Source organism: Streptomyces sp. AJS327 (genome assembly GCF_013450295.1).
Taxonomy (GTDB): domain Bacteria; phylum Actinomycetota; class Actinomycetes; order Streptomycetales; family Streptomycetaceae; genus Streptomyces.
This window is the reverse complement of the sequence record NZ_SKBR01000001.1, coordinates 841396-862069: the sequence shown is the minus strand read 5'-3', so window position 1 is coordinate 862069 and position 20674 is coordinate 841396. Positions and strand designations below refer to the sequence as shown.

The window sequence follows — 20674 nt, the reverse complement described above, 5'->3', positions numbered from 1 at the left end:
GTCGTGATGCGGTATCACGAGGAGTACGAGCACGCCGCCGCCGGGTTCTCGCTCACCGGCGCGCAGGCCCGGGTGCTCGCCCTCCTCGCCCGTGAACCGACCCCCATGCGGAAGGTCGCCCAGCAGCTGAAGTGCGAGCCGTCGAACATCACCGGCATAGTCGACCGGCTGGAGAACCGCGGTCTGGTGGAGCGGCGTCCGGACCCCGCGGACCGCAGGGTGAAGCTGGCGGCGGCCACCGAGGAGGGCGTGGCCACCGCCGAACAGCTGCGCGGCGGGCTGGACTTCGCACGTGAACCACTCGCCGAACTCTCTCCCGCCGAGCGCGCCCTCCTGCGGGACCTGCTGCGGCGGATGCTCACCAACGACTGATCGGGGCCGGGCCCGTCCGGCTCCGGCGGGACCAGCCCTCTGAGGAACCGAGCCACGGAGGTACGGCAGTGCACCACTGGAAGATCAGTCAGGACACCGGGGTGCAAGGCCCACACCCTGACCGGTCAGCCAAGCTCGCCGCGCAGGCGCATCGCGCGCAGCACCAGTTCCAGCTCGAAACGGTTGTCCGGCTCGTCGATGTCCTCGCCCCACAACTGCCGGATCTGCCGCAGCCGGTAGCGGACGGTCTGCGGGTGGACACCCAGTCTCCCCGCCACCTCCGGAGCGCCACCGCGGGTCTCCAGCCAGGCGAGCAGGGTTTCGGCGAGCCGCCTGCGATGCGCGGGGCCGCACTCCTCCAAGGGCGCGAGCCGCCGCCGGGTCAGCCCCTCGATGAGTTCCTCGGGGGGAAGCAGGACCAGGGCCTCGGTGTGGTCCGTGCAGTAGAGCAACTCCCCGGAGGGCAGCAGGCCGCGTTCCATCAGACTGAGCGCGCACTGCGCCCAGCGCAGCGAGGTGGCCGCCGCGGCGAGCGGCACCGGTGGCCCGACCGCGCCCGCCCACCCGGCCGTGGCGCGGCGCAGCAGGTCGACGCGTCCGGCCGCGTCGGGGTCGGGCACCACCAGGCGAGGCTGTTCGCTCTCCATGTCAAGCAGCATCTCGTCACCGACCGCCGGGGCGACGGCGGAGGGCGCGGGGCGGACGAGCAGGGCGACGGCCACCGTCTGCGGCAGCCGCCAGTTGATCCGGGCGGCCCGGTCGGCGAGCAGTTCACCGTGTTCGGCGGGGCCCCGGTGGTGCTCGGTCAGCAGCAGGTCGAGCAGGCGGCGCTGGAGACGGAGCCGCTCACCGGCCTGACGGGCGGCGGCCTCCGCGTAGCCGCGCACCGACTCGGCCACCAGACCGTCGAGGTACTGGAACCCGGAGTCGGCCAGTTCGTACATGGCGGGAGGCGGGATCTCCATCTGGGTGCCGAGGTCGGCGAGCCGACGCCAGGAGAGCCGGATGCCGAGCCGGTACACCGCCTGGAGGGAGTCGAGGCTCCGCCCCTGGAGCACCTCGCCCCTGCCGAACTGCTGGAAGACCTGCGGTGGCACATGCGGGGTGTAGCTCCCCGAGGCCAGCGGGCGAACGAAGTGCTCCAGCGCGCGCCGGATACCGATGAGCGCCATCGGTTCGCCGGAGTCGTCCAGCGCCAGCGGCAGCGAGGGGTACTCGCGCCGGATGGCCTGGAGGATGTCCTCCGCCAGCACGGGGATCTCGGCGAGCGCCCGCTCCGCGAACTCCCGTACCCGCGGCGCGGGAACGTCCTGCCAGGCGGAACGGGGAGTGCCCGTCGTCACTCCTCACCCTGCCCGGCCGCCGGAGAGGGGGTGTCCGGGCCACCGGGCTCCTCCCCACCGGGCTCGGCGTCCCCACCGCCACGGGCGGCGCCCTGGTCGGCGCCGGTTCCGGGGCTCCGCTGCCCGGGCTCGTCGGTGTCGCCACCGGCGCCGGGCTTGTCGGTACCGGAGCCCTGCTCCTCAGCCGGGGAGGCGGGCGCCGAGGGGGTGGCGGACTTCTCTCCCGAGCCCGGGACCTCGTCCGGTGAGGAGTGGAAGTGCACGAGCGGCTCGTTGGGCTGCTCCGGGGTGGCATTGAGCGCGGCGACGATACCGAAGGCCGCGCCCACCGCGAGAGCCGCGGCAGCGACACAGGTGACTGCGGCTGCGAGGAGTTTGTGCATGGCGCGGCGAACCTCTTTTCGTGGTGCGTGATGCTGTGGTTGCGCAGCGCCGCCCCGCCCCGGGGCTCTTCTCTCGCGATGCCGAGTTTCGGGAACCATTGACTCCGTGTCAAGGCTCTGTCTACGGTTCCGCTCCAAACCGGGCCTTCACGGTTCTTCATCGAACGCGCACGTGTCTTCCGCTCTCGCAGCGTTCTACCACCCTCGGAGTGTTCCGTTATGCGCCGTTCCGTCTCTCCTGTCGCGCTGGTCTTTCTGGGCCTCGGCGTCTTCTTGCTCGTTCTGTCGCCGTTGCTTGCCTGGTACGTCGAGCCACGGGCGAAGCGCACCCCCACGGATGTCAACGTCACCTCGGTGTTCAAGGGCACCGGCAGCTACTTCGACCAGAGCGCGGTGAAGACCCGGAAGGACCAGGAACTGACCGTGACCCGGCGGGTGCTGGGCAATGTGTCGGCGAGCGAGAAGAGCGGCCGGGCGGTCTGGGACGTCTCCCAGACGATAGACAGCCCGGACACCCTGAAACTGGACGATCCGCGCAAGTCGTTCCAGTGGACGGTGGAGCGCTGGGTCACGGACCGGGAGACCAACAAACCGGTGCGGTGCTGCGGCGCGAAGCCGAAGAACTTCGCCGGTGACGCCTACCTGAAGTGGCCGTTCGACGTCGAGGAGCGGGACTACACCTGGTGGGACAGCACGCTGGGCGGCACCGTGCCGCTCCAGTACAAGGGCCGGGCGAAGGTGAAGGGCTACGAGGGGCTGCGGTTCGCCGCCACCGTCGAGCAGCAGCGCGCGGGTTCCCGGCAGGTTCCGGGGCTCCTGGTCGACCGGCCGAAGAGCGGGCAGGTGCACGCCGAGCAGTGGTACTCGAACTCCGGGCTGGAGTTCATAGTCGACGAGCGCACCGGCCGGATCCTGAACGCGAAGACCGGCCCGAAGATGGTGCTGCGGGCGCCCGGCGGCAAGCAGGACAAGGTCACCCTGCTCCAGAGTGACAAGTTGGAGTTCACCTCCAAGACCCAGCGGGAGGCTGTTGACCTCGCCAAGGACGACAACAGCAGGCTGGAGCTGGTGGGTCAGACCGCTCCGGTGGGGGCGGCCGCCGCCGGTGGGGTGTTCTCCGTGGGTGGCGGGTTCCTGTTGTGGCGCCGAGGCCGGAACGAGCCCTCCCTGGAGGGCCGGGACACCTCCGGTGGGGCGTGAGCCGTGGGCGGATTCGCACACCTCGTGCCCACTTTGGGCGCGCGTGAGGAGCGCGAAGTGATGAAGCGGGAGCACCTGACGGGGTCGAAATTGTCATGCCGGTGAGTAGCCCCGCACCGCGGTGCGGCGAACACTGAGGCCACCAGAGCGCACCGCCGCCCCGCTCCGCCCCGTGTGCCCCTGGTATCTCTCTCGCAGCCGCACCCCCCGCATCCCCCGCACTAGGACGGCCCGTACCGCCCCCGATCGAGTCGGAGCACCTATGCCTCAGCACGTTCCGCCCTCCCTGGTCCCACCACGGGGCGCGTCCTCCGTGCCGACGCCCACGACCAGGCAGCGTGCCGCTGATCCGTCTCCTCGCCGCATCGTCTTCCTGGCCCGCCGGGACCTCGGCAACCCGGCCGCCGGCGGCTCCGAGCTGCTGGTCGACCGGATCGCCGAGGGTCTGACCGCCCACGGCCACCAGGTCACGCTGTTGTGCGGCGGTCCGGCGGCCTACCGGGACTACCGGGTGGTCTCGGCGGGTGGGGACGCGGGCCACTTCCTCCGCGCCCGCCGGGCCTTCGCCCGGCAGGTGGGCGACTGTGACCTGCTGGTCGAGGTGTGCAACGGCATGCCGTACCTGGCTCCGCTGTGGCACAGCGGCCCGACGCTCTGCTTCGTCAACCACGTGCACACCGATCTGTGGGGGATGCGGTACCCGGCTCCGGCGGCCCGGCTTGGCCGCCGACTGGAGCACTGGGCGCTGGCCCAGAACCACCGGAACAACCTCAAGGTCGCCGTCTCCCCGTCCACCGCGGAGGCGCTGCGCGGGCTGGGCGTGCCAGGCGAGGACATCCGCATCGTGCACAACGGGGTGGAGGAGCCGCCTCCGCTGCTGCCGCCCTCGCCCGAGCCGCTGTTCCTGGCGATGGGGCGGCTGGTCGAGTACAAGCGGATCGATCTGCTGCTGCGTCTCTGGGAGAGAGTGCGCCCGGTGACCGGCGGCCGACTCGTGATCGTGGGGGACGGCCCGGAACGCGCTCGTCTGGAGGCGATGGCCGGACCGGACGTGACCTTCGCCGGGCATGTCACGGAGGGCGAGAAGCACCGGCTGCTGTGTCGTGCGTGGCTGCTGCTGCACCCCTCCCTCATGGAGGGCTGGGGTCTGGTCGTCACCGAGGCCGCGACCCGCGCCACCCCGACCGTCGGTTTCGACATCCCCGGGCTGCGCGACTCGGTCGACCACGGCAGCACCGGACTGCTGGCCTCCGGTGAGAGCGCGTTCGCCGCGCACTGGTGCACTCTGGCGCTCTCCCGGGAGCGGCGCGAGGCGATGGGTCAGGCCGCGCGGCAGCGGGCTGAGCGCTTCCGATGGGCCAACACCGTACGGAGCTTCCAGGCCGTGGCCGCCGAGGCGTACGCGCGCGGTTCGGTGGCGGACGAGAGTGCCCGCTCACGGCAGTTCGGGCGGTGAGGGGAACGGTGCGTGACCCTTCGCTGCGAAGATCCGTGGCGCTTTTCCGGGGCTTCATGCGGGAGCAGAGCGATCCGGAGGCGTGCTATCGGCTGCTGGCGCGTGACGCGGTGGCCCAGGTGGCTCAGCACGCGCCGCTGCCCGGAGCCACCGTCGTCGATGTCGGCGGCGGTGCCGGGTACTTCACCGAGGAGTTCCGTGAGCGGGGCGCCGAGTGCTTCCTGTTCGAGCCGGATCGCGAGGAGTTGGGCGCCCACGGCCGTCGGCCGGAGGGCGCTGTGGTCGCGGACGGCTATCTGCTGCCCCTCGCCGACGGCGCCGCGGACGTGTGCTTCTCGTCGAACGTGCTGGAGCACGTCGCCGACCCGCAGACCTTCCTCTCCGAGATGGTGCGCGTCACCCGGCCCGGCGGGCTGATCTACGTGGCGTTCACCAACTGGTACTCCCCGTGGGGCGGCCACGAGACCGCCCCCTGGCACTACCTGGGCCACGCCCGTGCCCGCGCCCGGTACGAGCGGCGCACCGGCAGGCCCGCCAAGCACACCCTGGGCGAGAACCTCTTCGCCGTCCACGTCGGCCCGACCCTGCGGCATGTCCGCGCCCGGCCGGACGTGGAGATCGTCTCCGCTCGTTCCCGCTACTGGCCCTTCCTGGCCGGCGCCGTCACCCGCGTACCCGGCCTGCGTGAAGTCGCCACCTGGAACCTCCTCCTCATCCTTCGGCGGTGTTCCCCATGACCACGACCGTCCAGGCGCCACCCCCGGCCCCGGCCACCTCTCCCCAACCGGCTCCCCCTCCCGAGGAGCCGCGCAACCGCCGTTGGCTGCTGGGGTTCTGGGCGATCGTGTTCGTCGCCTTCCTCGCGAAGTCCCCGGGGAAGATGACCTTCGAGACGAAGCTCGGCGTCGCCACGGATCCCTGGCAGTTCATCAGTGACCTCGGTGGGCTCTGGCACGACCGGGGTGGCTTCGGCGGCATCGCCGACCAGTACGTCGGCTACCTCTTCCCGATGCTCCCGTACTACGGGCTGGCGGACCTCGCGCAGGTGCCGACCTGGCTGGCGGAGCGGCTGTGGATGTCGCTGGTGATCACGGCGGCGTTCTGGGGCGCGCTGCGGCTCGCGGAGCGGCTGGGTATCGGTGCTCCCGGTTCCCGGCTGTTCGGCGCGGCGGTGTACGCGCTGTGGCCCACGTTCACCATCGTCGTCGGTTCCACCTCGGCGGCTGCGCTGCCGGGCGCCGTGCTGCCGTGGGTGATCCTGCCGCTGACCTCCGTGGTGCTCAGCCCACGGGTGGCGGCGGCCCGCTCCGCGTTGCTGATCCCCTTCATGGGTGGGGTGAACGCCGCCTCGACGCTGGCCTCGCTCCTGCCGGTCGGCCTGTACGTCCTGACGCGGACGGGCCGTCGGCGCCGCACGCTGCTGGCCTGGTGGATACCGGGTGTGCTGCTGGCCACCGTCTGGTGGGTGGTACCGCTGCTGCTGCTGGGCGCGTTCGGCGAGGACTTCATGCCGTACGTGGAGACCGCCGAGACCACGACCGGCACCATGTCGGCGACGGAGATGCTGCGCGGCGCCGGCAACTGGACGGCGTACCTCAACTTCGGTGAGGCGTGGCTGCCCGCGGGCTGGACGGTCGCCGGGAGCGTGCTGGCCATCCTGGGCGGCGCGTTCGCCGCGGCGCTGGGTCTCGCCGGGCTCGCCCGCCGGGACCTGCCCGAGCGGCGCTGGCTGGTGCTGGTCGTGGTCACCGTCGCCGGGATCATGCTGGCCGGGTACGCGGGGGCGCTGGGCGGTCCGTTCGCCGAGCCGATCCAGGGCTGGCTGGACGGCGCGCTCCGTCCGTTCCGCAACATCTACAAGTTCCAGCCGGGGCTGGCCCTGGCCCTCGCCTTCGGGCTGGCGCACTTCACCGCGATGGTGGTGACGGCCCGGCACGCCCGTCCGCTGCCGGGTCGGCGGTTCCTGCCGGCGCTGGCCGCCGTCGCGGTGCTGCCGGGGCTGGCACTGCCGTACGCGAACGGCGACATCCTCCAGCCCGGCGCCTTCAAGGAGCTGCCCCGGCACTGGGAGCAGACGGCGGACTGGCTGGAGAAGAACTCGCCGAACAGTCGCGCCTACGTCACTCCGGCCACCGCGCACGGGACCTACACCTGGGGTTCGCCCATCGACCAGCCGCTGGACGTCCTCGCCGACTCCCCCTGGGCGCAGCGCGACTACGTGCCGTTCGGCACCCCGGGCAACCGGCGGGCGACCGACGCGGTCGAGCAGGCGCTGATGACCGGCAGCGAGGTGCCGGGGCTCGCGGCCTTCCTGGCCCGCTCCGGGCTGCACAACGTGGTGGTCCGCGGCGATCTGGACCCGGACCAGCTGGGGTACGTACCGCCGCAGACGGTCAAGCGGACCCTGGAGGCGTCCGGCTACGAGAAGGTGAAGGGCTACGGTCCGAAGCTCACCGGTGGCCGGATTCCCGCCGACACCCCCCTTCAGGTGGCGGGCTTCTACCCGCGCCAGCAGGCCGTGGAGATCTACGCGCCCAAGGACACCGAGCGGCCCAAGGAGGTCGCGCTGCGGCCGGTGGCCGACACCGCCCAGGTCAGCGGTGGCCCGGAGGCCTTGCTGCGGCTCGCGGCCGACCCGTCGTTCGCGGAGCGGCCGACGGTGCTCACCGGAGACCGGCATCCCGGGCTCGACACCCCGTCCCTCCAGGCGACGGCGGACGGGCTGCGCCGGGCCGACACCCGCTTCGGCCTGGTCAACACGAACACCTCGTACACGTACACCGCCTCTGAGCGGAACCACGAGAAGAGTCTCCAGAACCCGGGGGCCGCGCCGAAGCAGATCCTGCCCCCGGAGCCGCCCCGCGGCGGCAAGGGGCGGCAGACCACCGCGGTGCTGCGGGGGGCCTCGTCCGTGACGGCGTCCAGCAGTGGCAACTGGCTGTTCCACCTGCCACAGTTCGACCCGGTCGGGGCGTTCGACGGCAACCCGGACACGGCCTGGGCCGAGGGCTCGGCCGGGGATCCGGTCGGCCAGTGGCTGCGGATCGGGTTCGACGGCACGGTCGACATCCCGGACACCCTGGAGCTGACGCCGCTGCCCGCCGAAGAGACCCGGGCCGCGCCGACCCGCGTCCGGATCGAGACCGATCACGGCAGCAAGTCGAGCGCGCTCCAGCCGACCGGCAAGAAGCAGAAGGTGGCGGCCCCGCGCGGCGCCGCGAAGTGGATGAAGATCACCATCACCGACTCGCAGCGGCCCAAGCCGGGGCTGTCCGGGGCGGGCTTCTCGGAGATCTCCATCCCGGACGTGCAGGTCACGCGGATGCTGGAGCTGCCCTCCGACGCCCGGGGACACGGCGCGGACGGCGAGACCATCTCGCTGCACCGGGGCAGCGACCCCGGCGGCCTCTCCCCGGTCTCCGCCGAGACGGGCCTGCACCGGCAGTTCTCCACCGACAAGCCCGCCGACTACCGGCTGCGCGCTCAGGCGCTGCCGGTGCCGGGAGACGAACTCGACCGGCTGCTGGACGAAGTGGCTCCCGGCTCGCGGGAGCGGATCACCGCGTCCGTCGACTCCACCAGCCGCACCGGTACGGCGCTCAGCGCCCGTAACCTGGTGGACGGTGACCTCACCACGGCGTGGATCGCCGGGGACAAGCCCACGATCCGGCTGCGCTGGCCGGAGAAGCGGGAGATCAGCGAGATCGTGCTGGCGTCGGCCGGCGGCATCTCGTCCCGTCCCGAGGAGGTGCGGATCTCCTCGCCGGACGGCGCCACCACGGCCGGAGTGGACAAGAACGGCCAGGCCCGGTTCGAGGGGATCGAGACCGACCAGCTGGACATCACCGTGACCAAGACGAAGAAGCTCACGGTGCACAACCCGATCGCGGACAAGAACCTCCAGCTGCCCGTCGGGCTGAGCGAGGTCTACCTGCCCGCGCTGAAGGATCTCCAGGTGCCGCCGCCGGACCCGAAGCAGACCTTCGAACTGCCCTGTGGCCAGGGCCCGGCGGTCGCGGTGGACGGCACGCTGCACACCACCAAGGCTGAGGGGAAGGTCCGGGACCTGACGGAGCGCCGCCCCATATCCGTCGAGCTGTGCGCGGGTGAGGCCAAGGACGGCAGTCTGGAGCTGAAGTCGGGGAAGCACACCGTGGAGGCGGGTGACACCGGTCCGCTGGTTGTCACCGACATCAGCCTGAGCAGCGGTACGGCGGCGTCCCCGGACGGTGCGCGGACGGCGGCGGACGGCATCGCGAGTGCCAGCCGCACCGTCTCGGCCGAGGACTGGTCGGGAGACGACCGGAAGGTGCGCGTCGGTGACGGCGACGCCGCCTACCTCCAGACCCACCAGAACGCCAACGACGGCTGGAAGGCCACGCTCAACGGCAAGGAGCTGGAGTCGCTGACGCTGGACGGCTGGCAGCAGGGCTTCCTCATCCCGGAGGGCGAGAAGGGCACCGTCACCCTGGAGTACGAGCCCGCGAGCTGGTATCAGGGCGGCCTGATAGCGGGCGGCCTCGGCATTCTGGCGCTGCTCGGCTTCGCCTTCGTCCGTCCCCGCAGCGGTACGCCGCTGGGTGAACAGGGTGAGGCGGAGGTGCCGCGTCCGGGCTGGGTGCTGGGCACCGTCGCGCTCACGCTGGTCGTGGCGCTGGCCGCCGGGCCGTACGCGCTGGTGGTTCCGGCCCTCGCGCTGGTAGCGCGCTGGCGTCCCGGTCCGCTGCCCGCGGTCGCCGCGCTCGCCATGGTGGGCGCCGGTATCGCGGCGGCGATCGGCACCGGCACCTCGGCGAGCAGCCAGTCCGGCGCCTTCGGGCACACCGCGCAGGCGCTGGCGCTGCTCGGCCTCACCGCCGCGCTGGTGACGCTGCCCGGCCGTACTCCCGAGACGGAGCGGGACGCGGAACCGGACGGCTCGTTCGGGCCCCGGCCGCCGGAGTTCGACGAGTCGGCCCGGTCCGGGAACACCGTGCCCGCGCCGAGCGGCCCCGGCCTGACGAAGCCCGCCGGGCCCGCCTCCGGCGGCAGGCCCGGACCGTCCGGTCAGCGCCACCAGCACAACCAGCACGACCAGGGGGAGGGCCCCGCGTCATGACCGCACCGCACCGGCACTACGACCGGTCTCCCGCCGACCCGGCCCCGCGTGGGCCGGGCGGTGGGCCCCCCGCCGATCCGGAACCGACCCCCACCGGGCCGCTTCCGGAGCCCGGGACGGCGACCGGAGCTGCCGGGGCAGGCGGAGGTACCGCGGGCGCCCGAGGTACCGGGGGCACCCGGGGGGAGGGGGGCGCCGGGCCGCTCCCGGAGGTGCTGCCCTTCCCCACCGTCGACGAGATCAGCAGGCACTGCCTCTCCGCGACGGAACCGGAGACCATCCACATCGAGATCCATCTGCCCTCCCGGCCCCGGCACGACCGGCTGACCGCAGCGTTCACCGAGGCCATGCGGCGCCATCCGCGCATCCTGGTGCGGGAGGCGCGGGTGCGCTGGTGGCACCGGAACTACAGGTGGGTGCTGACCGGTGAGCCCGACCGGGACCCGGTCTCCTACCCGGGAGGAACCCTGGAGGAGGCGCGGCGCAGAGCCCTCAGCGACTGCCCCTCGCCGGACGCCTCCCCACCGATCCGGGTCGAGGTCGTCGCACACGGCGAGGGGTGGGTGCTGCTCGTCACCATCAACCACACCGCGCTCGACGGCCCGGCCTGCCTGCGCGTGGTGGCGACCGCCGCCGAACTGTACGGCGGGGCGGACAACGCGCCCGCGCCGCCGCCGGTACGCACCGCGGCGGCCACCCCGGAGCGCCGCCCGGCCACCGGCTCGCCGCTGTCTCGGGCGGTGGCCCCGTTCTGGCCGCTGCCCGCCCGGGTCGCCGCCGACACCGGGCACCCCGGCGCCCCCGGCAACGGCATGCTGATCTCCGATCTGCCGCTGCCCGGGCGTCCACCCCGCGAACCGGGCCAGCCCAGCGCGTACACGGTCAACGATCAGCTGCTGGTGGCCAGTTGGCTCACCATCGCCCGCTGGAACCGGGTCCACCGGCTGCCCGCCCGGCCCATCCGGATCACCATGCCGGTGGACGACCGTCCGCGCGGCGCCGACATGCCGATCAACAACGGCACCCGGCTGGTCGAGGTGGCCTTCGCGCCGGAGGAACGCGCGGAACACGAGGCGCTCACCGCCACCGAAGAGCCCGATCCGGCGGCGCTCGACCGGCTGCTGCGCGCGACCGCCGCGCGGACCCGCGCGCTCAAGGCCGCCGACCGCCCCCAACTCGGCTTCAGCGGCGACCTGCTGACCAGCCCGGTGCTGCCCGTCGGGGTGCGCGCCGCCGGGGTCCGCGCGCTGCGCGGGGCGGCCGGACCGTGGGCGTCCAGCGTCCTGCTGTCGAACATCGGCCGCGTCCCCTATCCCCTGGACTTCGGGGACGCCGGGCGCGCGACGGCCGTCTGGTTCTCCGCCCCGGCCCGCGTCCCGCGCGGGCTGTCCATCACCACCGTCTCCACCGGCGGCCGTCTGCAACTGGCGTTGCGCTGGTCGCGGGCGCGGCTGGACGACGAGGCGGGCACCCGGCTCGGCGCGCTCTTCGCCCGGGCCCTCGCCGCCACCGCGTACCGGCCGTGAGTCCGGAGGCACCCCAGCCGGAGGAGAAGATCATGAGCACCACCCCAGCCCAGGACACCGCGGCGCACGACGGCGCCGCCCCCGCGTCCCGCGCCGCCGCGCCCCGGGACAGCCTGCACGAGCTGTACGAGGATCCGGCCACCCCGGTCGCGTCCGGACCGGACCGGGCCCGGCGGCAGGCGGCGATCCTGGCGCGCGCCCTCGGCGACCGCCCCGGCTCCACCCCCGCCACGGTGCTGGACGTCGGCTGCGGTGACGGCACCGCGGCGGCGACCGCCGCGCGCGTCCTCGCCCCGCACCGCATCGTCGGCGTCGACTGGTCACAGGACGCGCTGCGCCGGGCCGCCACCCACATCGGCGCGGTCCGCGGCGAACTGACCGCGCCAGGGCTGCCTATCGCCTCCGGAGCCGCGGACGCGGTGTTGTTCTCCGAGGTCATCGAGCACCTGGTGGATCCGGACGCGGCGCTGGACGAACTGCGCCGGGTGCTGCGCCCCGACGGCCATCTGCTGCTCTCCACCCCCAACCTGGCCGCCTGGTACAACCGCGCGCTGCTGCTCTTCGGTACCCAGCCGGTGTTCTCCGAGGTCTCGCTGCGCGGTATCCACGGCCGTCCCGGCTCCCAGGTCGTCGGCCACCTCCGGCTCTACACCGCCCGCGCGCTGCGCTCCCTGCTGCCCGCCGCCGGGTTCGAGGTGGTGCGGATCACCGGCGCCCCGTACCACGACGTGCCCCGCCCCTTCCGGCCTCTGGACCGGGCCGCCTGCCACACCCCCTCGCTCGCCTCCATCCTGCTGGTGCACGCCCGGAAGCGCGGCGGCCCCGACGCCACCGCCACCGAGCGGGCGAACGGCACCCGGGGCGAACCGGCCCAACCCGCACGGACGGACCGGTAATGCTGTGGGGAGTCGGCGCGGCGCTCATCGCCAACCTGCTGTTCAGCGCCGGATTCGTGATCGAGAAGCGGGCGTTGTCCGGACTGCCGCCGCTCTCCGCCACCAGGCCCGCGCAGCTCGTCCTCCATCTGCTGCGCAGCCCGCTCTGGATCCTCGGCGCCGCCTCGCTGCTGCTCGGCTTCGTCGCGCAGCTCGCCGTGTACCGCACCCTGCCGCTGGTCGCGGCGCAGGGGCTGTTCGTCACCGGTCTGGTGATGCTGTTGCTGCTCTCCGCGCTGGTGCTCGGCGAACGGCCGGGCAGCCGCGAGCGGTACGCGATGGCCGCGATCCTGTGCTCACTGGTGATGCTGGTGTTCTCGCTGCGCGGCGGCACCGAACCGATCAGCAAGATCGCCCCGCTGCCGGTGCTGCTCGGCATCTGCCTGCCGTCCCTCGCGCTGGCGCTGGGCCTGTTCGTCGCCGCGGAGCGCCGCTCGCGCCGCCGCCACCGGATGCCGACCGCCGGGGTGCCGTACGGCGTCGCCGTCGGCTTCCTCTACGGCGTCAGCTCGCTCGCGATCAAGGGCGTGTCCGGGCTGCTGGACTTCGAGGACCCGGGCGGCACCATCCGCGCCCTGCTCACCTCGCCCTACCCGTACCTGCTGCTGTGCACCGGCTCCACCGGGCTGGTGCTGTCGCAGACCGCGCTCCAGCGCTGCCGCGCCTCCCTGATCGTTCCGGTGTGCACCACGGTGAACTTCCTGTTCGCCGTGGTCAGCGGGACGGTGGCGTTCTCCGAGCCACTGCCGGAGGAACCGCTGCGACTGGCGCTCCGGCTCGGCGGAGGTGTCCTCGCCATCGCGGTGCTGCTGACCCTCCCCCGGCACGACGAGACCGCCGACGGCCCCCCGGACGACGGCCCCACCTCCCCACCCGGTCAGCGGCCCGGCGGCCGCGCCGAGGCCACCCCGGACCCGCCGGGCACCGCGCCCGGCCGGGAGGACGCGGACGGCCCCACCGGCCCCCGCCCCCCACCGGACCCCGCTCCACAGCCACCGATCGCGGGGCGTCCGCTCTCCGCCACGCTCCCCCGCACCACCGAGAAAGGCCCGGACCATGCCCCGTATTTCGGCTGACGACCCCCTGTTGAGGATCCTCGCCTGCCCGCTCGACAAGGGCCCACTCACCCTGCTCGAACCGGAGGAGGCGCTCTACAACCCCCGGCTGCGCCGCCGCTACCCGATCGTGGACGGCATACCGCAGCTCCTGCCCTCGGCGGGCGAACAGCTCGACGAGGAGGAGCACGCCCGGCTCCTCCGCAGCCTCAGCGATCCGGAGGAGCGCCCCTCATGACACTCGCCTCCCGCATCGGCCCGCACCTGCCGCCGCGACTGCTGACCCGGGCCACCGACCTCCTCTATCCGCGCTTCGAACCGGAGTTGGGCCGTCTCGCCGACTTCTGTCCCCGTGGCGGCACCGCCGTGGACATCGGCGGCTGGTACGGCCCGTGGACGCGACGGCTCGCCACCCGCGCCGACCGGGTGGTCACGGTCGAGCCGGTGCCGCACCTCGCCCGCCACCTGCGCGGTACCGCGCCGGAACGCGTGGAGGTCCTCCAGGCGGCGGCCAGCGACCACTCGGGCCGCGCCACCCTCTGGCTCCCGGCGGACGGGCGGGGTGACCGTGGCGTCTCCTCCCTGGTCCGGCGGGAGGTACACGACGCGACGCTGGAGGTCGCCTGCTTCCCGCTGGACGAGCTGGCGCTGAGCGACGTGACCCTGCTCAAGATCGATGTGGACGGCAGCGAACTGCCCGTCCTGCACGGCGCCGAGGCCACCATCGCCCGCGAACGTCCCGCGCTGTTCATCGAGTTGGAGGTACGCATCCAGCCGCTGGACCCGGTGCTCAGCCTGCTGTCCGGCCTCGGCTACGACGGCTGGGTGCTGCCAGCCCGGGAGTGGTGCCCGCTCGCCTCCTTCGACCTCGCCGAACACCAGCGCCGCACCGGACACGTCGCCGAGCACGGCCTGCTGCGCCGCTCCCTCGCGCCGCACCGCCGGTACGTCAATTCGGTGCTCTTCCTCCCCGACGGCCGGACACCGGGCGCCTGACCTCCCGGCGGATCCCCCGGTCGGGACGGACCGGGGCCGCCCCACGGCAGCCCCGGCGCGCCCGCGACGGCTCAACCGGCCTTCCGCGCGGGGCGCTTCGCCGCCGTCTTCCTCGCGGCGGACTTCTTCCCCGCCGTCCCGCCCGTCCCCGTCTTCTTCGCGGAGGCGGACTTCTTCGCCCCGGTCTTCGCCGTCCCCGTCTTCTGCGCCGCCGCCTTCTCCCCCGTCTTCCGGCCGGACGTCCCGGCCGTCTTCTTCGTGGACCTCTTCGTCGCGGACTTCTTCGTCGCCTTCTTCCCTGACGCCTTCGCGGACTTCTTCGGCTCGGTCTTCCCACCCGCGGACCGCCCCCGCCGGTCCGACAGCTCGTGCACCGTCGCGTCCTCTCCGCGCGCCTCCCGCGCCTCGTCGACGCTGCTCCGCAACACCGCCATCAGATCGACGACCTGCCCCTTGCCCCGTCCGGCCGCCGGAGCCGTCTCGGCCTCGCCCGGCTCGACGCCCTCCGCTTTCGCCGCGACGAGCTGCTCCAGCGCCTCGCGGTACTCGTCACGCAGCTCGCCCCAGTCCAGCTCGCCCAGCGTCTCCATCAGGGTGTCCGCCAGGTCCAGCTCCGCGTCCCGCACCGTGACCCGCTCCTCGGGCGCCATGCCCTCGGCCGAGCGGATCTCGTCGGGCCAGAGCATGGTGTGCAGCGCGAGAGTGTCCGCGTAGACCCGCAGCATCCCCAGGCTCTCCCGGCCGCGCATCGCCAGCTTGGCGACGGCGACCTTGCCCGACCGGGTCAGCGCCTCCCGCAGCAGCACATAGGGCTTGGCGGCGCGCTGCCCGTCAGCCGCGAGGTAGTACGACCGATCCAGCTGGATGGGGTCGATGTCCTCCTCCGGCACGAAGGCCAGGATCTCCACGGTCTTCGCCGTCGGCAGGGGGAGCGCCGCCAGGTCCTCGTCGGTGATCAGCACCGTCGAACCGTCCTCCGTCTGGAAACCCCGGCCGATCTCCTCCCGCGGCGCCTCCTCCTCGTCCAGCTGGCACACCTTGCGGTAGCGGATCCGCCCGCCGTCCGGGATGTGCACCTGGTGAAAGGAGACGCTGTGGTTCTCGGTGGCGGCGAACACCTTGACCGGCACCGACACCAACCCGAAGGATATGGACCCTTTCCAGATAGATCGCATAGTTCGTCCCTTCTGTGGGACTCTCAGGGTATGCCGCACACGGAGATCGAGGGGCACCGGCTGACGCTCAGCAACCTCGACAAGGTGCTCTACCCGGCCTGCGGATTCACCAAGGGCGAGGTGCTGCACTACTACACGGAGGTCGCCGACAGCCTGCTCCCGCACCTGGAGGGGCGCCCCCTCTCCTTCCTCCGCGCACCGGACGGGGTCGACGCGGACCGCTTCTTCGCCAAGCACGTCCCGCCCGGCACCCCCGGCTGGGTGACGGTGCGCACCATCACCCGGGCCAGCCGGGAGCCCATGAACCAGGTCCTGCTCCAGGACCTCGCCAGCCTCGTCTGGGCGGCCAACCTGGCGGCGCTGGAACTCCACACCCCACAGTGGCGGACGGAGTACGAGGGCGCCGCCGACCGCATCGTCTTCGACCTCGACCCCGGCGAGGGAACGGACATCCTGGACTGCCGGACGGTCGCCGACTGGCTCCGGCACCGACTGCGCCAGGACGGCCTCCACGCCCTCCCCAAGACCTCCGGCTCGAAGGGCCTGCACCTGCTCGCCGCCATCGAACCCACGGAGTCCGACGACGTCTCCGCCTACGCCAAACGCGTCGCCCAGGAAGCCGAGGCCGACCTGCCGGACCTGGCGATCAGCAAGATGGCCCGCAAGCTGCGCCCCGGCAAGATCTTCGTGGACCACTCACAGAACAACGGCGCCAAGACCACGGCCGCGCCCTACACCCTCCGCGCCAAGCGCCGCCCCACGGTCTCCACCCCCGTCACCTGGGACGAGCTCGGGGACGCCGGATCCGCCGAAGACCTGGTCTTCCTCTCCAGCGACCTCCCCGGACGGCTCCGCGAGCACGGCGACATCCTCGCCCCCCTCCTCGACCGCGAGGCCGCACCCCGCCTCCCCTGATTCCCACCCGGCAGCGACGCGCCCCACCACCGGCCCGCGCCCGGGCCGCACCTCCGCCACGACGGACCTCCAGGGCCCCCACCCACGGGCCCGGCACCCTGGGCCGCACCCACCGGGCACCGGGACCCACCCACCGGGCCGGCGCACGCTAGACGGAACCGGTCCCCCAGCCGTCGTCCATCGGGGTGCGCTGATCACGCAGCGACCGGACACGATCGCTCACCGAACCGGGAAGACGCTCACCGAACCGCTCGTTCACCGCGTCCACCGCCTTCGAGGCCGCCTGCCGCCCCGTCTGCACGGCCGACTCCCGCGCGTTACGCACCGCCGGGTTCTCCGCGAACCGCTGACCGGCCCGGCACAGCTGCTCGTACCGTTCGCGACCGGCACGCGTACCCAGCACGTACCCCACGGCCAGCCCTGCGACGAACGTGAGCCGGTAGCGCATGCCCACACACCTCATTCTCTCGGTTCCCTTGGCTCTCATGGTCCTCACGGTTCTCCCGGGACGCGCTCTGAACGCCTCCCCGCTCCGCAACGTTCCCCGCTCCCCCGGAATCCAGGGCGACCGTCCGGATACCGATTTCGGAGTACCCCCGGGCATGCGCTAATGTATGGGTCGCAGCGAGGGAGCGCCCCCCAGAGCGGGTCAGCGCCCCTGAGCAGAGCAATCCCGTGTAGCTCAATCGGCAGAGCAGCCGGCTGTTAACCGGCAGGTTACTGGTTCGAGTCCAGTCGCGGGAGCACCACCCAAAGGGCCCCCACCGGGGCCCTTTCTCGTGCGCCCACCCCCGCTGCCACTCGTCCGGCGCCGCCCTCACCGGGCCAGCTCCACACCGCACCCGACCCCTCGGCCCCTCCCCGCCCGCACCGCACACGTGTCCACCCGTCAGCCCTTCGCGAGCCACCGGACGCCTCCTCGAGCAACCCTGCCGGAACCGCACGGCCCGTCAGCTTCCCCGCTTCCCCGCCCTCGACCGACCTGGCCACCGCCCCAGCCACGGCGGCAGCGCGAAGGCCGACCCACCACCCGAACCCGGTCGGCCCAGACGTCCACCACCCGAACCCCGGCGAACCCAGACCGGGTTGAGCCGTTCGTGCTCGCGGGACCGCCCCACCCCAGCGCAACGCCCACCGGACGCCCGTGAAGTGATCCGTGACTACCGGGAACCAGACGCCCGCGAACGGTGTCCTCTCTCCCGTAGATCCCCATCGCCCCCGTGAGCCTCCCCCGGCACGGGCGGCAGATCGTATGAGGAGCTATGCTGCGGCAGACGGCGCGCACAGATGTGCGCGGCGCGCCGTAACGGGGCGGTAGCTCAGCCGGTTAGAGCAACGGACTCATAATCCGTCGGCCGTGGGTTCGAGTCCCACCCGCCCCACCCAGCAAAATCGATCTGACCTGGGAAAACGTCTGGTCTGTGGACCCCGCCGAGGACGGTGACCCCGTCCGTTATCGCTCAGACCAGGGCTCAGGGGACACTCAGGGGACAGGGCATACGGCCCAGGTCGCGAAGGTGACCTGGGCTCCCTTCGGCGCATCGCGGATATCCCCTCTGGTCCAACACGACCCATCCCCTGTCGCGGCCTCAGGGGGCCACGTACGAAATTTGGTAGGTGGATCGGCGTGGCCTGGGCCGTCAGGGACGACGGCTCCTCACCTTCGTGAATCGGCTCTCGTGACGGGGCCGCCGTCTCCCTCGGTTGTCAGCCTCGCGGGGCGTGCTGCCGTGGGACGAGGTCAGTGGTGAGGCCGGTGGCGCGGTCGTCCAGGGCTGTCTCCTCCTCGGTCCGGACCGGCGGCTCGGCCAGTGCGGCGGACGTGGCAGGCCCCCGAGGAGACTCGGCTGGGCCGCCCGTGGGCTCAAGTGCCGGGGAGGTCCGAGTCGCGGCCGCCACGCGGTAGTTGGCGGCCGTACAGCGTCACGGCTGGCGCGCACCGTGGCGCGGCGGAGTGGGCGCCCTGCGCGAGGGAGCGTCAATTCGGCGGGCTCAGGCGTGCGTTGGGTCGAGGGGGAGGCATAGCGGGGGGACGGCGGGGGTCGGTACTGGTCCGGCCCCGTCCGGGCTTGCGGACGGGGCCGGGTGTGCGTGGGCGGTCTCAGTAGCGGGGTTTGACCTTGCCGGCGGGGATCTTGGTGTCGTCCTTGCCCGCCAAGGTGCAGGTCATGGCACGGAATCCGTTGTCCCAGTCCACGTCGTTGATCCAGCCGGTGATGGTGTAGAGATCCGAAGAGGGCCAGGAGTCACGGTACTTGTTGCGACAGAGATCGTTGGGGCTGATGTCGTCGTACTTGGCGTCGGATTCGGCGAAGGCCGGGCCGATCACCTGCTCGCTGTGCGGACGGTCGCAGGGGACCAGGTAGGTGTCGTAGGTGATCGAGTCGTCGGTCTCCTCGGAGTTCCTGGTGTCGAAGCAGTCCCCCTCGCCCAGCTGCGTGACGAAGACGTCGTCCCCCATCGTGCGGAACTTGCCCAACGGGCCCCCGACGGACGTGTTCCGCTGGAGCACCAGGCAGCCCGCCTCCGCGTTGTGCGCGCTGCGCGGGTCAGGGACCACCGTGTAGAGGATGGGGTCAGCCAGCTTCTTGAGCAACGAGCCCGTGCGGGCCCGGCATTCGCTCTCGGCCTCCGGACGGGTGGTCTTGTCCACGGTCGCGACGATCTGCCCGTCCGGACTGTCGTCGCAGGCCTCCGGCTTGAGGGTCGGAGTGCCCTTGTACGGCTTGTCGTTCCAGGAGTCGTTGAGGCAGTCGCCCGCCTTGAGAGCGCTGTTGAGGCCGACCTTCTCGCCGTACGGGAGTTCGGCGTCGGGGCCGGCCGAGGAGTCGGACGCGTCGCCCGCGCCGCCGGACCCCTTGGAGTCGTCGGACCCGTTCTTCTTCGGCCCTTGACTGGCGTTGTTTCCCTTGCTGTTGGCCTCGATACGCTCGATGACCATCGCGGTGGCGAAGAGCACCGCCATCACGACGACGAACGCCACGACCTTTCCCGTGAGGGTCAGCCCGCGCAGCCAGCGCCACAGCCGCCGCAAACTGTCTTCCCGTTTGGCGGGGTTGGCCGCGGAGCCGCTCATGGCCGGGCTCTGCGCGGGGTTCGCCAGGGCGGGCGCGCCCGCCGGAGTGCCCGGAGGTGCGGTGGCCGCGCCTCCGAGGCCCGAAGCACCGTACGTGGTCGGCGAGTTGTCGCCGAAGCCCGGGGCCGGAGGCTGTCCCGGAACGGGGTGCCGCGCCGGTCCGGAGGATCCGCTCGCGCCGCGACCCGTGGTCCGGAAGTTCCAGGTGACCTCTCCCGCGGCCGGAGCCTGCTCGATGCGGGTGAGCCAGGTCAGGGCGGAGCGCATGTCGGTGCGCTGGTCGGGGTCCTTCTCCAGCAAACCGAGCAGGACGGCGCGGAGTTCGGGGCTCGCCTGGACCGGTGACCGTGGCGGTTCGAGAAGCGAGGCGGAGAACGAGGCCATGGACGTGGCGCGGTCAAAGGGGCCGTGCCCCTCGGAGGCGCAGTACAACGTCGCGCCGAGCGAGAAGAGATCGGACTCGCGCCGCTCCTCGTCGCGCATGCGCTCGGGCGCCGTGAACCCCGGGGTGCCGATGAAGCCGGTTTCCGTCATCCGGGTCTGGCTGGAGTCGGCTTCGAGCGAGATGCCGTAGTCGGTCAGCATGACCCGCCCGTGCCGGTTCCCGGCGTGATCGGGCGCGAGGAGGATGTTCGACGGCTTCACGTCACGGTGGACGATGCCGTGCCCGTGGCCCGCTTCCAGCGCGGTCAGTACCGCGATGCCGATACGGCAGATCTCGGCTTCCGGGAGGCGGGGCTGGTCACGGATGACCTTGGCCAGATCCGTCGCGCCGGAGACGTACTCCATGACGATCCAGGGCAGGCCCTCGTGCTGCACCACGTCGAGCACCGTCGCCACGTGGGGATGGCCACGTAACTTCGTCGCGTGCAGCGCCTCGCGACGAGCACGACGGATGAGCGCCTCCCCCTGGGAGACCTCGCCGCTCTCCGCGCCGGACTCACCGCTCCCGGTTCCCCGCACGCTCCCCGTGCCCCGGGGCATCTCGATCTGCTTGATGGCGACCTGCGCGCCCAGCGTCTCGTCGTCAGCGAGCCACACACTGCCCATGCCGCCAGCTCCGAGGCGTTCCCGCAGCAGGTAGCGGCCCACATATTCCCCCTGCGCTTCGGCCACCCGTCCCCCTCGCAGAGCAGTTTCTCGT

16 protein-coding genes and 2 tRNA genes are annotated in these 20674 nt (G+C 72.4%); 13 read left to right on the top strand and 5 right to left on the bottom strand.

Going from position 1 to position 20674, the window contains the following annotated elements; genetic code table 11:
* The first annotated feature begins 6 nt into the window (after positions 1–6).
* Positions 7–372, top strand: a complete 366-nt coding sequence (locus E0L36_RS03390) for a MarR family winged helix-turn-helix transcriptional regulator (protein WP_258016013.1) — start codon at positions 7–9, stop codon at positions 370–372.
* 125 nt (positions 373–497) lie between these two features.
* Here the strand turns inward: E0L36_RS03390 and E0L36_RS03385 are convergent, their stop codons facing one another.
* On the bottom strand, positions 498–1715 hold the full coding sequence (locus E0L36_RS03385; RefSeq protein ID WP_180927344.1) for a helix-turn-helix domain-containing protein: 1218 nt from the start codon (positions 1713–1715) through the stop codon (positions 498–500).
* A complete protein-coding gene (locus E0L36_RS03380; RefSeq protein WP_180928718.1) occupies positions 1712–2098 on the bottom strand; it encodes a hypothetical protein in 387 nt (128 codons plus the stop codon). Before E0L36_RS03380 ends, E0L36_RS03385 begins: the two co-directional genes overlap by 4 nt.
* 219 nt (positions 2099–2317) lie before the next feature.
* Between E0L36_RS03380 and E0L36_RS03375 the strand changes: the two genes are divergently transcribed.
* The 9 genes from E0L36_RS03375 to E0L36_RS03335 all read left to right on the top strand — a co-directional run bounded on the left by E0L36_RS03375 (position 2318) and on the right by E0L36_RS03335 (position 14364).
* Entirely contained in the window at positions 2318–3298 is a 981-nt protein-coding gene (locus E0L36_RS03375) for a DUF3068 domain-containing protein (RefSeq protein WP_180927343.1), read from the top strand.
* 262 nt (positions 3299–3560) lie between these two features.
* Positions 3561–4754 carry a glycosyltransferase family 4 protein gene (locus E0L36_RS03370; protein ID WP_180927342.1) on the top strand — a complete coding sequence of 398 codons (1194 nt, stop codon included), beginning with the start codon at positions 3561–3563 and terminating at the stop codon, positions 4752–4754.
* An 8-nt stretch (positions 4755–4762) separates the two neighbouring features.
* The gene (locus E0L36_RS03365; RefSeq protein ID WP_180927341.1) at positions 4763–5491 is read left to right on the top strand and encodes a bifunctional 2-polyprenyl-6-hydroxyphenol methylase/3-demethylubiquinol 3-O-methyltransferase UbiG; all 729 of its coding nucleotides are present in this window, start codon (positions 4763–4765) and stop codon (positions 5489–5491) included.
* Positions 5488–9852 carry an alpha-(1->3)-arabinofuranosyltransferase family protein gene (locus E0L36_RS03360; protein ID WP_180927340.1) on the top strand — a complete coding sequence of 1455 codons (4365 nt, stop codon included), beginning with the start codon at positions 5488–5490 and terminating at the stop codon, positions 9850–9852. The genes E0L36_RS03365 and E0L36_RS03360 overlap by 4 nt, the downstream gene beginning before the upstream one ends.
* Positions 9853–10064: 212 nt before the next feature.
* Positions 10065–11378, top strand: coding sequence for a condensation protein (locus E0L36_RS03355; RefSeq protein ID WP_180927339.1), 1314 nt, complete (start codon positions 10065–10067; stop codon positions 11376–11378).
* 32 nt (positions 11379–11410) lie between these two features.
* Entirely contained in the window at positions 11411–12274 is an 864-nt protein-coding gene (locus tag E0L36_RS03350) for a bifunctional 2-polyprenyl-6-hydroxyphenol methylase/3-demethylubiquinol 3-O-methyltransferase UbiG (RefSeq protein ID WP_180927338.1), read from the top strand.
* Positions 12274–13389, top strand: a complete 1116-nt coding sequence (locus tag E0L36_RS03345; RefSeq protein ID WP_180927337.1) for a DMT family transporter — start codon at positions 12274–12276, stop codon at positions 13387–13389. The genes E0L36_RS03350 and E0L36_RS03345 overlap by 1 nt, the downstream gene beginning before the upstream one ends.
* Entirely contained in the window at positions 13379–13606 is a 228-nt protein-coding gene (locus tag E0L36_RS03340; protein ID WP_180928565.1) for a Trm112 family protein, read from the top strand. The genes E0L36_RS03345 and E0L36_RS03340 overlap by 11 nt, the downstream gene beginning before the upstream one ends.
* On the top strand, positions 13603–14364 hold the full coding sequence (locus tag E0L36_RS03335) for an FkbM family methyltransferase (RefSeq protein WP_180927336.1): 762 nt from the start codon (positions 13603–13605) through the stop codon (positions 14362–14364). The genes E0L36_RS03340 and E0L36_RS03335 overlap by 4 nt, the downstream gene beginning before the upstream one ends.
* A 71-nt stretch (positions 14365–14435) precedes the next feature.
* On the opposite strand, the gene E0L36_RS03330 is transcribed toward E0L36_RS03335, so the two are convergent.
* Entirely contained in the window at positions 14436–15539 is a 1104-nt protein-coding gene (locus E0L36_RS03330; RefSeq protein ID WP_180927335.1) for a Ku protein, read from the bottom strand.
* A 30-nt stretch (positions 15540–15569) separates the two neighbouring features.
* Here E0L36_RS03330 and ligD point away from each other — a divergent pair, with 30 nt between their 5' ends.
* The gene (ligD, locus tag E0L36_RS03325) at positions 15570–16454 is read left to right on the top strand and encodes a non-homologous end-joining DNA ligase (protein ID WP_180927334.1); all 885 of its coding nucleotides are present in this window, start codon (positions 15570–15572) and stop codon (positions 16452–16454) included.
* A gap of 148 nt (positions 16455–16602) precedes the next feature.
* Here ligD and E0L36_RS03320 read toward each other — a convergent pair whose 3' ends face one another.
* Positions 16603–16902, bottom strand: coding sequence for a YtxH domain-containing protein (locus tag E0L36_RS03320; protein WP_180928564.1), 300 nt, complete (start codon positions 16900–16902; stop codon positions 16603–16605).
* A gap of 223 nt (positions 16903–17125) precedes the next feature.
* Between E0L36_RS03320 and E0L36_RS03315 the strand changes: the two genes are divergently transcribed.
* Together E0L36_RS03315 and E0L36_RS03310 are read left to right on the top strand one after the other, a co-directional pair.
* A tRNA-Asn gene (locus tag E0L36_RS03315) sits at positions 17126–17198 on the top strand.
* A 564-nt stretch (positions 17199–17762) separates the two neighbouring features.
* A tRNA-Ile gene (locus E0L36_RS03310) sits at positions 17763–17836 on the top strand.
* A gap of 719 nt (positions 17837–18555) precedes the next feature.
* Here the strand turns inward: E0L36_RS03310 and E0L36_RS03305 are convergent.
* A complete protein-coding gene (locus E0L36_RS03305) occupies positions 18556–20646 on the bottom strand; it encodes a serine/threonine-protein kinase (RefSeq protein WP_180927333.1) in 2091 nt (696 codons plus the stop codon).
* Positions 20647–20674 lie beyond the last annotated feature (28 nt).

What these genes read in the sequence shown, in the direction of transcription:
- E0L36_RS03390 (WP_258016013.1), top strand. Translation starts at nt 7, where the DNA reads ATGCGGTATCACGAGGAGTACGAGCACGCCGCCGCCGGGTTCTCGCTC.
- E0L36_RS03380 (WP_180928718.1), bottom strand. Translation starts at nt 2,098, where the DNA reads ATGCACAAACTCCTCGCAGCCGCAGTCACCTGTGTCGCTGCCGCGGCT.
- E0L36_RS03375 (WP_180927343.1), top strand. Translation starts at nt 2,318, where the DNA reads ATGCGCCGTTCCGTCTCTCCTGTCGCGCTGGTCTTTCTGGGCCTCGGC.
- E0L36_RS03370 (WP_180927342.1), top strand. Translation starts at nt 3,561, where the DNA reads ATGCCTCAGCACGTTCCGCCCTCCCTGGTCCCACCACGGGGCGCGTCC.
- E0L36_RS03360 (WP_180927340.1), top strand. Translation starts at nt 5,488, where the DNA reads ATGACCACGACCGTCCAGGCGCCACCCCCGGCCCCGGCCACCTCTCCC.
- E0L36_RS03350 (WP_180927338.1), top strand. Translation starts at nt 11,411, where the DNA reads ATGAGCACCACCCCAGCCCAGGACACCGCGGCGCACGACGGCGCCGCC.
- E0L36_RS03345 (WP_180927337.1), top strand. Translation starts at nt 12,274, where the DNA reads ATGCTGTGGGGAGTCGGCGCGGCGCTCATCGCCAACCTGCTGTTCAGC.
- E0L36_RS03335 (WP_180927336.1), top strand. Translation starts at nt 13,603, where the DNA reads ATGACACTCGCCTCCCGCATCGGCCCGCACCTGCCGCCGCGACTGCTG.
- E0L36_RS03330 (WP_180927335.1), bottom strand. Translation starts at nt 15,539, where the DNA reads ATGCGATCTATCTGGAAAGGGTCCATATCCTTCGGGTTGGTGTCGGTG.
- ligD (WP_180927334.1), top strand. Translation starts at nt 15,570, where the DNA reads ATGCCGCACACGGAGATCGAGGGGCACCGGCTGACGCTCAGCAACCTC.
- E0L36_RS03320 (WP_180928564.1), bottom strand. Translation starts at nt 16,902, where the DNA reads ATGCGCTACCGGCTCACGTTCGTCGCAGGGCTGGCCGTGGGGTACGTG.